The organism is Bradyrhizobium tropiciagri (genome assembly GCF_001189845.1).
In the GTDB taxonomy this organism is placed as follows: Bacteria; Pseudomonadota; Alphaproteobacteria; order Rhizobiales; family Xanthobacteraceae; genus Bradyrhizobium; species Bradyrhizobium tropiciagri.
In genome coordinates, this window is the sequence record NZ_LFLZ01000001.1 from 246,354 (window position 1) to 259,904 (window position 13,551).

At 60.2% G+C, this 13,551-nt stretch carries 12 protein-coding genes; 10 read left to right on the top strand and 2 right to left on the bottom strand.

The genetic code is table 11. The features are described 5' to 3' along the window. Positions 1-75: 75 nt before the first annotated feature. On the top strand, positions 76-1,356 hold the full coding sequence (locus AKN84_RS01185) for a phytoene desaturase family protein (RefSeq protein ID WP_050418946.1): 1,281 nt from the start codon (positions 76-78) through the stop codon (positions 1,354-1,356). Between the two features lie 497 nt (positions 1,357-1,853). Then, positions 1,854-3,404: a MocR-like pyridoxine biosynthesis transcription factor PdxR gene (gene pdxR, locus AKN84_RS01190; RefSeq protein ID WP_244484871.1), complete on the top strand. Its 1,551-nt coding sequence runs from the start codon at positions 1,854-1,856 to the stop codon at positions 3,402-3,404. Positions 3,405-3,524: 120 nt separating this feature from the next. On the opposite strand, the gene AKN84_RS01195 is transcribed toward pdxR, so the two are convergent. Continuing rightward, the gene (locus AKN84_RS01195; protein ID WP_244484872.1) at positions 3,525-4,184 is read right to left on the bottom strand and encodes an RrF2 family transcriptional regulator; all 660 of its coding nucleotides are present in this window, start codon (positions 4,182-4,184) and stop codon (positions 3,525-3,527) included. 36 nt (positions 4,185-4,220) lie between these two features. After that, positions 4,221-4,382 (bottom strand): hypothetical protein, encoded by a 162-nt coding sequence (locus AKN84_RS47130; RefSeq protein ID WP_157863228.1) that lies wholly within the window; start codon positions 4,380-4,382, stop codon positions 4,221-4,223. Between the two features lie 146 nt (positions 4,383-4,528). Here AKN84_RS47130 and AKN84_RS01200 point away from each other — a divergent pair, with 146 nt between their 5' ends. The 8 genes from AKN84_RS01200 (at position 4,529) to AKN84_RS01235 (ending at position 13,520) form a co-directional block, all read left to right on the top strand. Continuing rightward, positions 4,529-5,788 (top strand): NAD(P)/FAD-dependent oxidoreductase, encoded by a 1,260-nt coding sequence (locus AKN84_RS01200; protein ID WP_050418949.1) that lies wholly within the window; start codon positions 4,529-4,531, stop codon positions 5,786-5,788. 380 nt (positions 5,789-6,168) lie between these two features. Next, positions 6,169-7,323, top strand: coding sequence for an ABC transporter substrate-binding protein (locus AKN84_RS01205; RefSeq protein ID WP_050418950.1), 1,155 nt, complete (start codon positions 6,169-6,171; stop codon positions 7,321-7,323). Between the two features lie 36 nt (positions 7,324-7,359). Next, positions 7,360-9,054 carry an FAD-dependent oxidoreductase gene (locus AKN84_RS01210; protein WP_050418951.1) on the top strand — a complete coding sequence of 565 codons (1,695 nt, stop codon included), beginning with the start codon at positions 7,360-7,362 and terminating at the stop codon, positions 9,052-9,054. Then, positions 9,054-9,260, top strand: a complete 207-nt coding sequence (locus AKN84_RS01215) for a hypothetical protein (RefSeq protein ID WP_050418952.1) — start codon at positions 9,054-9,056, stop codon at positions 9,258-9,260. The genes AKN84_RS01210 and AKN84_RS01215 overlap by 1 nt, the downstream gene beginning before the upstream one ends. Then, on the top strand, positions 9,257-10,300 hold the full coding sequence (locus tag AKN84_RS01220; RefSeq protein ID WP_050418953.1) for a branched-chain amino acid ABC transporter permease: 1,044 nt from the start codon (positions 9,257-9,259) through the stop codon (positions 10,298-10,300). The genes AKN84_RS01215 and AKN84_RS01220 overlap by 4 nt, the downstream gene beginning before the upstream one ends. Then, complete coding sequence (locus AKN84_RS01225; protein ID WP_430649873.1) at positions 10,297-12,093, top strand: branched-chain amino acid ABC transporter ATP-binding protein/permease; 1,797 nt, start codon at positions 10,297-10,299, stop codon at positions 12,091-12,093. The genes AKN84_RS01220 and AKN84_RS01225 overlap by 4 nt, the downstream gene beginning before the upstream one ends. After that, a complete protein-coding gene (locus tag AKN84_RS01230; protein ID WP_050418955.1) occupies positions 12,090-12,821 on the top strand; it encodes an ABC transporter ATP-binding protein in 732 nt (243 codons plus the stop codon). The genes AKN84_RS01225 and AKN84_RS01230 overlap by 4 nt, the downstream gene beginning before the upstream one ends. Positions 12,822-13,022: 201 nt before the next feature. Beyond that, positions 13,023-13,520, top strand: coding sequence for an Ohr family peroxiredoxin (locus AKN84_RS01235; protein ID WP_050419072.1), 498 nt, complete (start codon positions 13,023-13,025; stop codon positions 13,518-13,520). The last annotated feature ends 31 nt before the right edge of the window (positions 13,521-13,551 follow it).

Here is a 13,551-nt window from a genome sequence, read left to right on the forward strand (position 1 = left end):
CGTCTGGTACGATTTGGCGGTGGCAACTGAACGAAGTGTGTCTCTAAGCAATCTGGCAACGTGCGTGGTGTTGGAATGAAGGATCAACGTGTCGATATCGTGGGCGGAGGGCTCGCTGGACTGATCGCGGCCGTAGAGCTGGCCAGGAAGGGCACCAGGGTCGCGGTGTTTGAGACGGCAAATGAGTTCGGCGGCCGGGCTCGAACACGAGACCTCGACGGGTTTCTGTTCAATCGAGGTCCTCATGCGCTCTACTGCAATGGCGCGCTGAAGAGGACGCTCGATCGGTTAGGCATTGCCTATACGGGCGGACGAAACCTGTCGCGGGCTCGCCAAGCGATCATCAAAGGGAGGCTCCATAGTCTTCCGACGACGCTCGGATCAATCGTCACGACGTCGCTGCTTGGATTGGGCGACAAAGTCAGCTTTACGCGCGCTTTCAAAGCGATCATGGACGGAGCGACTCGTGCCGGTTCCTTCGCCGACTGGTTGGACGGCGAGGAGTTGTCACCGATGGTGCGCTCCCTGGTCGAGGCATTGGCTCGCTTGTCGAGCTACGCCAATGGTTCGGGTCACATATCCGCTCGGGTTCTCCTGGACCAAATCCGCATCACGGCGGGCGGAACGATATATGTCGACGGCGGGTGGGCGAGTCTGGTTAAGGGCCTGGTCGAAGCGGCGCGAGCCGCAGGAGTGGAGCTGAACCTCAACGCGGCGGTCGACCGGGTGACGCGCACGACCGACGGGTTGCAGCTAGTTCTCGGAAATGGCGAGAGCCGCTCGTCGGAAGCTGTGATTCTGGCTGTCGCACCGCACGAAGCAGCTACGCTTGCTGGAGACATCACGTCGCTGATCGACGAGGTAAGGGAATCGCGCGCCGTCCGTGCGAATACCCTCGACCTGGCGCTGCGAGGCCTGCCCCCCGGCGCCCATGATTTCGCGCTGGGCATCGATGAGCCATTTTATCTGTCCGTCCACACCGGGTCTGCGAAGTTGGCGCCCGTTGATGGCGCGATAGTGCATATCGCGAAGTACCTGCCCATTGGGGAGGCGCCCGCAAAAAATGCGACCGAGGAGCTGGAGGCGATCGCGGACCTTGTGATGCCTGGTTGGCGCGAACGTGAAGTGACGCGACAGACGCTGCGCGGAATGGTCGTTTCACACAGTTTGCCGCGGTGGGATCGGCCTCGCGCCAGCGTATGCGTGCCGGGTGCTTTCGGCTTGTTTGTTGCCGGAGACTGGGTCGGTGAGGAGGGGATGATTGCCGACGCGGCAGCAGCCAGCGGGGTCCAGGCGGCGCAGTCCGCGTTTGAATGGCTGTCGCGCGGACGAACGCCGGGCAGGGCGCACTCATAAATCCGGGACGTTCGGGCAAAGCCGACACACGACGCCTGCCGCGGGGATGTCTCACTTTTGACGCGCAGCAGACACTGGCGCGCCCCACCTGCCAGGCACCGCGTACCCGGTGTCTCCGGCAAGACGATTGGCGAGCCCTTCGGGTTTCCGCTCGCGCCGCAGCCGTCTCATCAAGGCATTTCCCTTTCTCTGGCCGCGTCGACAGAAAGGTCGAACAAATCGTCAATTGGATCGTGAAGGTCGTTGGCCGCACGCTTGCGGCAAGTGTTGCTCGATTTCTCGTACTTCCCGGCAGCCAGTTGCACGCTGTCCAGGCTCCAACCGGTCGGGTTGCAGAATATAACAGGGACTTATATAGTCTGTGTTAGTTGTAGTCGAGTAAGCTCAAATCTGGGGTCTGCCCCCGGCTGCTTGTCAAACTGGAAAGGCGAAGCCAGGAGCTCTGCCTTGGTCCGGGCTGCTCAGTTGTTTCGCGTCCGATCACAGGATCGGATAGCGTGATCGAAAATCGAGATGTAACTGATGCAGCATGGTTCCTGGTCTGGCCCGGCTTGGTTCTAAACGGCACGAATACGATCATGGCGCGAGCCGTAGCTTGGAGAATGGCGGGACTGAGCCTCGATCGAGAAGATCCGTCGCCTCTCGTCGACCAAATTTCACGACACGTTGAAGCGGCGATTGCCAACGGATCGCTTGCACCGGGCGGAAGGCTCCCATCGTGGCGTGATTTGGCCGCGCAGCTTGGGGTCGCACGGGGCACGGTTCAGGCAGCGTACGAGCGACTGAGCGATCGAGGGCTACTCGTCACCGCCGGATCGGCGGGAACGCGGGTTGTCGACCCGTTGCCCGTCAAAGAAGCTTTGGCAACCACCACACCGTCCAGGCAGGACCCGCGTCGTGGCCCGGATCATGCCTCCGCCTTTCAGATGGGGGTGCCCGCCCACGATGCCTTTCCCGCTACACTATGGTCTCGCCTGCATCGGCAAGGGGTTCAGGCCACCTCGTTATGGACCGGCCATTCGGATGGGCGCGGGCTGAGTGAGCTAAGGTCGGCACTTGCGTCCCATGTGGCGATCGCGCGCGGGATCACGTGCTCGCCGGAGCAGATCATCGTTACTAGCGGGTTTCGCGCCGGCCTGGCACTGGCAATTCGGGCAATGGATGTGACCGGGCGGCAGGCGTGGCTGGAAGATCCCGGGTACCCCGTCGCGCGGCTTGCTGTTGAAGTGTCCGGCGTTGTTCCGATCCCGGTTCAGATTGACGAGGAGGGTCTAAGCGTTCGCAAAGGATACGAGTTGGCGCCGCGGGCCGCTCTGGCAATCGTGACGCCCGGACAACAGGCGCCCAGCGGGCTTACGATGACGCAGAATCGTCGCTCGGAACTCGTTCAATGGGCCTCCCGGTCGGATGCCTGGATAGTTGAGGACGACTACCTTGCAGAGCTTCACCTCTCCGGACGGTCGGCGAACGCGCTCGCTTCCGGGGGCGGAGCCGATCGGGTTGTTCACATAGGATCGTTCAGCAAGACAATCAGTCCGTTGCTCGGCGTCGGGTTCCTCGTAGCGCCAGAGCGGCTCGTTGATCGCATGATCGACGTCGCTTCGTGGCTGGGGGCACCTCCAAACGTCGCGGTCCAATTGGCCCTGGCGAGGTTTTTGCAGGAGGGCCACTATCTGCGGCACTTGAGGCGTATGCGACGCCTGTACGCGCAGCGGCAAAACTGTCTGCTGGATGCGCTAGCCCGGCGCGAGGTGCACACCGCGATTCCGAGTGGCCTGTCCGTCCTGCTGCCATTGCCCGCGAAGTTCGACGATCAACGCTTGAGTTCAGAAGCGCGAGATGCGGGTCTCGGTACGGCACCGCTATCGCCCTGGTTCGCGACGGCATCGCGCCGTTCGGGGCTCATGCTTGGCATCGCCAATGTCATCGAGCGAACAATCGATCGTGACTGCACCCGACTCCTTGGCTTGATTGCAGATCAAACGAAGAAGCCTGCGCGCTGGAGTCACGACGATTGCTTCTCGCGGCCGTCCACGTTTTTGCGATAGTCAAATTGACTGGCGGTGATCGACCCAAAGGTCGATCCCGAACTCATGCTCTGTCCATCAGGTGGGAGCTTCTACAGATCGACGCGCGAAATCGGCGCGGATGAAACCAGGGAAGCTAATCTACCGGCTCGCGGCTTTTCGCGCTTTCGAACTTCGCCTCAGTCCGGCGCGACGAGCCGTGTCCCGGGTCGAGGCTCGCTCTCTGAACCAGGCCTTCGCCTGATCTGCGAATGAGGCAGGGGCATTGCGATTTGCCCCCGACGCGAGGCTTGCCAGAGAGGTCCTGGATAACTCGTCTCGCATCGTTTTCTCGGCGCGAAGCATGGCGGCATGAATGCCACAAAGGCCTCGTCCCGACCAGGAGGGTTGCTTCCCTCCAAAAAGGGCGCAATGACCTCTGATCTCCCGGCAGTCAAACAGAGGCTTCTTTCCCTCAATCGCATCGACGACGTCAAGAATTGAGATCGCCTCGGGCGCTTGCGCGAGGCGATATCCGCCCTGGATTCCCTTGGAAGACTGCACGATACCGGCTTTTTCCAGACGCGGAAATATCTTTGAGACAAAGGCCGCCGGCACGCCCTGGATATCGGCCAAATCGCGGCTGCTGACCTCGAAATCCGGGTAGTTCGCAAGCCAGATCAAACAATGCAGACCGTATTCTACCGCTGCCCCAATATGTGCCATGGCCCTTACAATCAGTAATCGCACCGATATGCCGATATGTAATACATCCGTTTCTAAGAGCAAATAGCGATGTTTATCTCGAATCGCTTGCGTCATCTCTGACGTCCGTGCCGTGCACCGAAACTGTGCCGACTACGTCAGGTTGCCGTCTTGAGATTGCGTCGCCGTCACTTTCTGTGAGTTGCCAGAAACTTCAACGCTGCAATCAAACAGCGCGCCAACAGCCGCGATCCAGCTCAGCCGATTAACCTCTTCGAACACGAAGCGCTCACTGCATTCCAAACGTGTGAGCATGCTGGTTTCCAAACCTCGTAGCAACGTTCAGCACCAATCCAATACTCGCCGGGCAAAACATCGCATGCGACGCCGTGGAGGCTTGCGTCATTTAAAGCGGACTGATATAGTCTGTGTTAGATATTGGTGCAGTATTCGATCCGCGAATGGTGCAGAAGCAGCAGGAGTTCTTACTCGTGAAAAGAATCGTGATCATAGGAGCTGGCTTCGCTGGCGTCTGGAGCGCGCTCTCAGCAACGCGACTTCTCGACAAGCACACCATCGGACCCGACCAGATCGAAGTGACCGTCGTCGCACCGCGGGCTTCGCTGGATCTTCGTCCGCGCTTCTACGAGGCGAATGTTGCGGAAATGACCGCGCCAGTTGGTGCGCTGTTTGAGGCTGCGGGGGTACGGTTCGTGGCCGGGACCGTCGAGGTCATTGATGCGAAGGGGAAGGCGATTGAATATGTGGATCCGAGCGGGACGCATGTTCGCCTTGCGTATGATCGCCTGGTGCTGGCTTCGGGAAGTCGCGTGGTTCGCCCCGCAATACCTGGCCTGAGCGACTATGCATTCAGTATCGATCAACTCGACGAGGCTAGCCAGTTTGAGGCGCATCTGCGCAGCCTGGCTGGGCGGCAAGACAGCCTGGCCCGCAACACCGCGATTGTTGTCGGTGGAGGCTTCACCGGAATTGAGATCGCTACGGAGCTCCCCGCAAGGATGCAGTCCATTCTTGGGGAGGGGGCGCAAGTCAGAGTGATCGTAATCGAGCGAGCCGACGCGATCGGTCCGGAGCTCGGCGCTGGACCCCGTCCAGTGATCGTCGAAGCGCTTGCCTCGCAAGGCGTGGAGTGCAGGCTGTCGACGTCTGTCGAGGAAATTGATGCAGGTGGTGTTCGGACCACAACAGGCGAGCGAATTGATAGCCTTAGCGTTGTCTGGACCGGCGGTATGCGAGCAAGCGCTCTCACCGAGCAGATCAACTGCCAGCGCGACGCGATTGGTCGCCTGCTGGTTGATGCGGATCTTCGCGTGGCGAGTGCGCCGGAAATCTTCGCAACTGGGGATACTGCCCGCGCCAGGACGGACGCGTCCGGAAACTACACCCTTATGTCGTGTCAACACGCCTTGGGGTTGGGACGATTTTCCGGCAATAATGCCGCGGCTGATCTGCTCGGGATTCCCACCCTGCCATATACCCAGGAACGATACGCTACCTGCCTCGATCTTGGGCCGTGGGGATCGGTGGTAACGTCGGGCTGGGATCGTGTCGTGCAGCTATCCGGAGCAGAAGCCAAGCAGCGGAAGCGTTACATCAATTCGACCGTGATCATGCCGCCATCGCCGGTGCGGGAGGAGGCGCTTGCAGCGGCAGATCCGTCGCTGGCGAGAAATCCAACCTCGGTCCAGGCTCGCGCCTAGTCAGAACACCGTGAAGCGCCATGTATCTGTGGCGCCTCTTCGTCAGCTGTTGCGGCGGATCGCTAGTGTTCAAAGCCGGAAGCGACTTCGGGCAAGCGCAGCGGCGCTCGGTTGAATGACGGCTTACCGAACGCCAGGATCACGTTCGCCGTCGCTTCCCGTTGGTGGTTTGTCATCAAACATGATGACAGACCGGGTCTGATTACCGGCGTATTGCAGTCAGGTTTAGTGGCCGACGGTCACCCGGACTGTCGAGACATGTTTTCGGGGGGTGCTGGGCAAGCCTTCGCCGAACTGATCGCGGTCTGGTGCTCGAGGTCGCAATTTCGCGTCTTCGGTCTGATGTCGTAAAACGTGAAAAAACATTATAGGGGGAAACTATGTTCTATCGAGTGTTGCTGTTCGCGCTTGTTCTGTCGGGCGCTGGCGCCTCAGTTGCGGAAGCCGAGGTAAAGATCGGCGTTATCCTGTCTCTGACCGGGTCCTCTGCTTCGTTGGGAATTCCCGCGCGAAACACCGTTGACTTATGGCCGAAGGAAATCGGTGGCCAGGCGGTTCAGGTCACGATTCTTGACGACGCCTCCGATCCCGGGGCCGCGACGACGGCGGCGCGCAAACTCACAGCCGAGAACGCTGTTGATGTGATCGTTGGACCGTCCATTACGCCCACGTCGCTTGCAATCATGCAAGTTGCGGAAGAGACAGGAACACCTGCACTCACGCTTGCCGGCAGCAGCGCAATTGTCGACCCTCCGACAGGTCCGCGTCGATGGATGTTCAAGCTCCCGCCGAATGAGGCGATCGCGCTTCATCGAATCCTCGGCAATATGCAACAGAACCAGAAGACCAAACTGGGAGTGGTTGCCGTCAGTAACGCCTACGGTCAGACGTTCCTGGACGTGGCGTCAAAAATTGCTGCGATGTACAATGTCTCGATCATTGCGACCGAGCGCTTCAACCCCACCGATCCGAGCTTTGCCTCGCAAGCTCTGAAGATCGTCGCTGCACGACCCGACGCCGTCTTCATCGCGGCGACGGGTACGCCCGGCGCCACTCCGCAGATCGAGTTGAAGCGCCGCGGGTTTGCAGGCACCATTTATCAGACTCAAGCGATAGCGAATGCAGATTTCCTGCGCGTCGGCGGCAAGGACGTTGAGGGGACGCTGTTTCCGGTCGCGCCTCTGCTCGTCGCAGAACAATTGCCCGATACAAATCCGATCAAGAAAGTCGCGCTGGAGTACCTCAAGGCGTACGAGAGGAAGTACGGCGAGAAATCGCGGTCGCTCTTCGGTGGCGTGGCGTGGGATGCGCAGCTGATCATCCAGGCCGCGATCAAGCAGGCTCTTGGGAAAGCGGCCCCCGGGACCCGCGAATTCCGGCAGGCTCTAAGAGACAGCATCGAGCAATTGCGCGACCTGGTCGTGACGCACGGCGTGTACTCGTTTTCAACCATTGATCACAACGGGGCCGACGAGCGCAGTCAGGTTATGGTCGAGATCAGAGACGGGAATTGGCTCTACGTAGAGAAGGAGTAGGGCGCGCCGGCAATTCCTCAGGCCAAGGATCCAGAAGTGAGAACGTCTACCCCGAACTTTACACATGTGGTTCATCCGGTGTCCGTGCCGCCCCTTTCGGGCGGTCACGACGTTACGAACTGGAAGATTGCTATCGCGGGCGGCGGCCCGGTCGGCCTGGCCACGGCGCTGGCGTTAGCTCGGCGCGGTATACGGGTTCTTGTGATTGAGGCTGATGAGACAGTATGCGTGGGTAGCCGCGCCATCTGTCTGTCGCGGCGCTCTCTCGAGATCATCGATCGGTTGGGTGGACTGAAGCCTTTCGAGGACAAGGGCCTGGCCTGGACGAACGGAAGGAGCTTCTACGGGACCGACGAAGTGCTGAACTTCTCGATGCCGCACGATCGGGATCAGCGCCTTGCGCCGATGACGAACCTGCAACAATACTACATCGAGCAGTTCTTGCTCGATGCCGCCCAAAAGTACGCCGGGTTCATCGAAATTCGCTGGGGGACGCGGTTCGACGAACTGAAAATGAGCGAAGAGGGGGTCGAATTGACCCTGTCGGCGAAGGGGACTTCGTACGCTGTAAACGCGGACTACCTCGTCGCTTGTGATGGTGCGCGAAGCCGGGCACGACAGGCGCTCGGCCTGCGGATGAACGGCACGAGCTACGAGGGCCGGTACGTCATCGTCGATATCGAGATCGATCTCGATCTTCCGACAGAGCGGCTCGCCTGGTTCGATCCACCCAGCAATCCCGGTCGAACGATGCTTATGCACAGGCAGCCGGATAACGTGTGGCGTCTCGACTATCAGCTCCGCGCCGATGAAGACCAGGACGAGATGCTACGCGATGAGAACGTCGTTCCGATCGTCAAGGCTCATCTCGCGATGTTGGGCATCGACCGTCCCTGGAAATTGATCTGGAGCAGCGTCTACCGGGCAGCTGCCGTTTCTCTGGATCAATACCGGACCGGGCGCGTCGTCTTCGCCGGGGATGCTGCGCATCTGGTCCCGATATTCGGCGTGAGGGGCCTTAACAGCGGTTTTGAGGATGCATTTAACCTGGGCTGGAAGCTGGCAGCCGTGGTCCGAGGCATAGCGCCCACCAGTATCCTGGACACTTACACGCAGGAACGCCGCATGGCCTGGGAGACGAACGTCGCAAACGCCATGAAGAGCACGGAGTTCATGGCGCCGCCGTCGCATGGATATGAATTGATGCGGGATGCCGCTTTGTCCCTTGCCAGGCGGCATGAGGGTATCGCGACGCTGATCAACCCCCGCCAGGCCAGTGCAAGCACCTATCAGGGATCGGCGCTGAACTGCGTGACCCGGGACGAGGGCGAGTTCATCGGTGGACCACAGTTGGGGGCGGCCACGCTGGAGTGTCCGGTGCAGGTGGACGGTGAACACAGGCACCTGACCCAACTGTTGGGGGATGACTTCACCCTGATCTGGACGGGGCGGGGTGCGCTGGCTGCCACGGTTGGTGAGGAAGTGGATGCAGCCGGCAAAATCGGATTGGCCGTTCGGGTGGTCGAGATTGAGGGGGCCGCGGATCATTCATCGGCAAGCGGATCCACGGCGACAAGTGACCGGTTCATTGCGCTCTACGATGCGGCGCCGCGGGCAGCATACCTGTTTCGCCCGGACGGACATATTTGCGCGCGATGGCGCGCGATGAAGCCGGGAGATCTGACAAGTGCGATTGGTGTCGCCTTGGCGCGAGCAAGGGCGGCGCAGTGATGGCGAAATGGGGACGAGATGAGCGAGAGTGGGCCTACACCGGCCTGTGCGAGGCGTTGACATCTGCCGGCCAGGCGAACGAGGCGGCGCTGCTGGCGCGGCTTTGCCTGCTGCTGATGGAAAAGTGCGCGGACGTCGACGGGGTCATGGAATGCCTCTCGCAAGCACAAGAGGCCGGCTTTCGACCAGAGGCTGACGCGAAATGAACCTCGAGATTGCAGCCTTCCTTGTTCAGGACGGTATGACGGTCGGTGCGGTATACGCGCTGCTGGCTGTAGCGCTGGTGCTTGTCTTCACGGTCACCCGCATCATCTTCATTCCGCAGGGTGAGTTTGTCTCGTATGGCGCCCTGACCGTCGTTGCCCTCAACACAGGCCGCACGCCAAATACGATCGGGCTGCTTGTGGTGCTCGCGCTGCTGGTCTGGATGCGGGAGGTGTGGAAGCTCGCCCGAACCGGGTTTTCATGGCGAGTCGTGAACGGCATTTTGCGTGATCTTGCGATCACGGCTGGCGTGTGTGCCATGGGCTACATTGGCGCGTCGGCACAGGTGCCTTTCGCGATGAAGGCACTGATATCGATCAGTATCGTGGTCTTGATCGGAACCAAAGTTTACCGGCTGGTCTATGAGCCGCTTCAGAGCGCGAGCATCCTGGTGCTCCTGATTGCCTCGGTCGGTGTGCATCTTGCCCTTACCGGCATCGGACTGGCGATGTTTGGAGCGGAGGGATCCAGGACGCCCCCGCTCGTCGATCTTCAGGCCAATATTGGAGCCCTGACGGTCACGGGGCAGAGCGTCGCGATCGGTGTAGCCGCGCTTCTGGCAATGCTGGCCCTCTCGTTCTTCTTCGGAAGAACCTTGGAAGGAAAGGCGCTCAAGGCGACAGCCGAGAACCGTCTGGGCGCGAGGCTCGTTGGAATTCGTACCGTGCGCGCGGGAAGATTGGCATTGGGCGTCGCCGCCGCCATCGGATCGGCATCCGGAATTCTGTTGGCGCCACTTTCGACCATCTACTACGACACGGGGTTCCTGATCGGCCTCAAGGGCTTCATCGCGGCAGTGATCGGCGGAATGGTCAGCTATCCCGTGGCAGCCATTGGCGCGCTGATGATTGGGATTCTCGAGAGCTTCATCACATTCGAGACGAGCTCATTGAAGGACGTCATCGTCTTCACGCTCATTTTGCCGGTGCTTCTGTATCGCTCGTTGAGCTTTCGGGACGCAAGCCAGGAGCAAAGCAATTGATCGACCTTGTGAGGCGCCTTGCTATGGGCAGGGGCAAAGCGCTCGCCCTGGCGTGTGTTCTATTGGCAGTACCGTTTCTCCCCGTATCGGAGTTCTGGATCACGGTCGGCAATTATGTCGGCATCTCGGCGCTTACCGCGCTGGGTCTTGTGCTGCTGACGGGAGCGGCGGGCATCACCTCGTTTGGTCAGGCCGCATTCGTAGGACTCGGGGCCTATACGACGGCGTATTTGACGACCGCCTACGGTGTGTCGCCCTGGCTGGGGCTGATGGCGGGCCTGGCTATCACCGCCGTTGCCGCCGTGGTTCTAGGGCTCTTGACCATGCGACTGTCCGGCCACTTTCTGCCGTTGGGCACGTTGGCCTGGGGGCTCGCTCTCTATTTTCTGTTCGGCAACCTCGAAGCGCTGGGAAAATATGACGGGCTGATCGGCATTCCGCCGATCTATTTGGGGACCGTGCCGTTGGATACGGGACGAAAGGTCTTCTGGCTGATCTGGGCAATCGTGCTGGTCTCCACGATGCTCCTGGAGAATCTCCTGATATCTCGTCCGGGCCGCGCGCTACGCGCCCTCAAGCAAAGCGAAGCGCTGGCCGGCTCGATGGGGGTGGATGCTGGCCGCGAGAAGCTGAAGGCGTTCATCGTGGCTGCCTTGCTTGCCAGCGTGGCTGGTTGGCTGTTCGCGCACATGCAACGGACCGTCAATCCGACGCCATTCTCTGCCACGGCGAGCATCGAATACCTCCTGATGTCGGTGATCGGTGGTCTGGGTTCGGTCTGGGGAGCGCTCCTCGGGGCCGGCGCCGTCCTGTTGCTGAAGGACCTGCTGCAGCGGTTGCTGCCGTTCCTGTCCGGCGAAGTCGGAACGTATGAGGTTGTTGCTTTCGGTGTAACACTGATCTTGCTGCTGCAGTATTCGTCACAGGGATTGTGGGGCGTCATCGCACGAGCGATTCCGAGCGGGCCCGGTTACGCCGTCACGACAAAGGGCGCCGCCAGCGAACGGCTGGCAGAGCGTTCCAAGATAGCGCGCGACACGACGGTGCTTAGCGTCGACGCGGTAAGTAAGACGTTCGGCGGGTTGGTTGCCGTCAATGATGTCAGCTTTGACGTCAAGGCCGGTGAGATCGTCGGCCTGATCGGTCCGAATGGAGCCGGCAAGAGTACACTGTTCAATCTGGTATCTGGCGCGCTGTCACCGGTCGGTGGTTCCGTCGAGTTGCTCGGCAACCGCACGAGGTCGGGCGCAGCCCGGAGTGTCGCCCAGCTCGGCGTGGCGCGATCGTTCCAGCATGTGAAGATGGATCCGGATATGACGGTCCTCGCCAATGTGTCGCTTGGAGCGCATTGCCGATCGCATTGCGGCTATATCCGCGCAATGCTGGGCCTCAACAGGCGGGAAGAGAATGCTGTTGTCGATGATGCCTGGCGGCAACTAAAGCTGCTGGGGCTGAGCGACTGCGGCCTGCAGCTCGGCGGATCGCTCGCTCTGGGACAGCAGCGGCTCATGGAGATATCTCGAGCGTTGGCGCTGGATCCCGTCCTGCTTCTGCTCGATGAGCCGGCCGCAGGCCTGCGCCACGCGGAAAAAATGGAGCTGAGACAAGTCCTGGGTCAGCTTCGAAGCCGCGGGCTCGCCATTCTGCTCGTGGAGCACGATATGGAGCTCGTCATGGGCTTGGCCGACCGGCTTGTTGTCCTCGATTTTGGAACGAAGATTGCCGAAGGGCGGCCCAACGAAGTGAGGCAGAACGTCCGTGTTCTTGAGGCCTACCTCGGGAGCGCAGGATGAGCGGTCCGATACTGGATGTGAGAAGCCTGTCGGTATCCTACGGCAAGATCGAAGCCATCCACGCTCTATCGCTGGAGGTTCGGCCGGGCACGATTGTTACGGTGATCGGCCCTAACGGAGCCGGAAAGTCCACGACCCTGAACGCAGTCTCGGGCCTGTTGCCCAGTCGCGGCACGATTCAATTTCTTGGCCGGGACGTCTCCAACTCCGAGGTCGAGGATCGAGTTGAGGCGGGATTGATACTTGTCCCCGAACGCCGCGAGCTCTTCACCGGGATGACCGTGAGCGACAACCTGCGCCTTGGCGCATATCGCTTTCGGCGGGAGAGCCATACGGAAATGGCGTCGAGACTGGAGGCCGTTTATTCCACATTTCCGCGCCTCGAGGAACGCTCCTCTCAACTTGCTGGAACGCTCTCAGGAGGAGAGCGGCAGATGCTCGCTATTGGACGGGCTCTCATGTCGCGGCCGTCACTCCTGATGCTTGATGAACCGAGCCTTGGGTTAGCCCCACTGGTGACCAGGGAGATATTCCGGATCATTGCGGCCCTACGTCGCACCGGTGTTGCCGTGCTCTTGATCGAGCAGAACGCGCGGGCGGCGCTCGAGATCGCTGACTATGGATACGTCATCGAGCGCGGGGCAGTCGTCATGGCGGACAAGGCCGCTTCCCTGTCAGAGAACCCAAAATTGATCGAGACCTATCTTGGTCTGCCTGCGGTCCATTAGAGCATGTGGTCCAGGACTTAGGAGAGAAAGAGCCGACTTGATCGAGCGGCGTTTCGGGGAATCGTGAGGATATTCGGTGCATTTGGAGCTGGAATAATAAATCGGACTATAATAATCCGAGTTATTGACTCGAACGTTGTCTGTCGCATACTCTGAAGCCGAACTGGTTCGGTAAACCTCTTCGACCGAATGAGGATCTCCATGTCTGAACTTCGAGCGCCGGCAACATCTTTGCTTGATAGATACGAGGGAACGCAGATTCTGCCGCTGTACACGGCAGAAGTGAAAGTCTCTGGCGGTAGTGCCGGTCATGCCCGAGCGTCGGGAACTGCGAAATCATCTGACGGGGCGTTGGATGTAGGACTTAGACTTCCCAAGGAACTGGGCGGCCCGGGAGGCGGGACAAACCCGGAGCAGTTGTTCGCGGCGGGATATGCGGCGTGCTTCCACGGGGCGCTAAGCTTGATTGCTTCCAAGCGCAAGGTAAGGCTCACAGAAGTATCTATCGTCGCTAAGGTCACCTTTGGGCGCGATCCGTCCGACGGCCTCTTTATGATCACCGCTGACCTGGAAGTCGAGTTGCCTGGCGTTGACAAGGATCTCGCGACGAGCCTAATCGAAGAAACGGAGGCAGTGTGCCCGTATGCGAAAATGTCAAAAAGGGGCTTCGCGGGCTCTATCTCACTGAAGGCGGCCTAGGTCGTCCGCATCCGTGCAAGCGTGAACCTGA

Coding starts and splice junctions, on each gene's coding strand:
- AKN84_RS01185 (WP_050418946.1), top strand. CDS start 76: ATGAAGGATCAACGTGTCGATATCGTGGGCGGAGGGCTCGCTGGACTG.
- AKN84_RS01195 (WP_244484872.1), bottom strand. CDS start 4,184: ATGACGCAAGCGATTCGAGATAAACATCGCTATTTGCTCTTAGAAACG.
- AKN84_RS47130 (WP_157863228.1), bottom strand. CDS start 4,382: ATGCTCACACGTTTGGAATGCAGTGAGCGCTTCGTGTTCGAAGAGGTT.
- AKN84_RS01200 (WP_050418949.1), top strand. CDS start 4,529: ATGGTGCAGAAGCAGCAGGAGTTCTTACTCGTGAAAAGAATCGTGATC.
- AKN84_RS01205 (WP_050418950.1), top strand. CDS start 6,169: ATGTTCTATCGAGTGTTGCTGTTCGCGCTTGTTCTGTCGGGCGCTGGC.
- AKN84_RS01215 (WP_050418952.1), top strand. CDS start 9,054: ATGGCGAAATGGGGACGAGATGAGCGAGAGTGGGCCTACACCGGCCTG.
- AKN84_RS01220 (WP_050418953.1), top strand. CDS start 9,257: ATGAACCTCGAGATTGCAGCCTTCCTTGTTCAGGACGGTATGACGGTC.
- AKN84_RS01230 (WP_050418955.1), top strand. CDS start 12,090: ATGAGCGGTCCGATACTGGATGTGAGAAGCCTGTCGGTATCCTACGGC.
- AKN84_RS01235 (WP_050419072.1), top strand. CDS start 13,023: ATGTCTGAACTTCGAGCGCCGGCAACATCTTTGCTTGATAGATACGAG.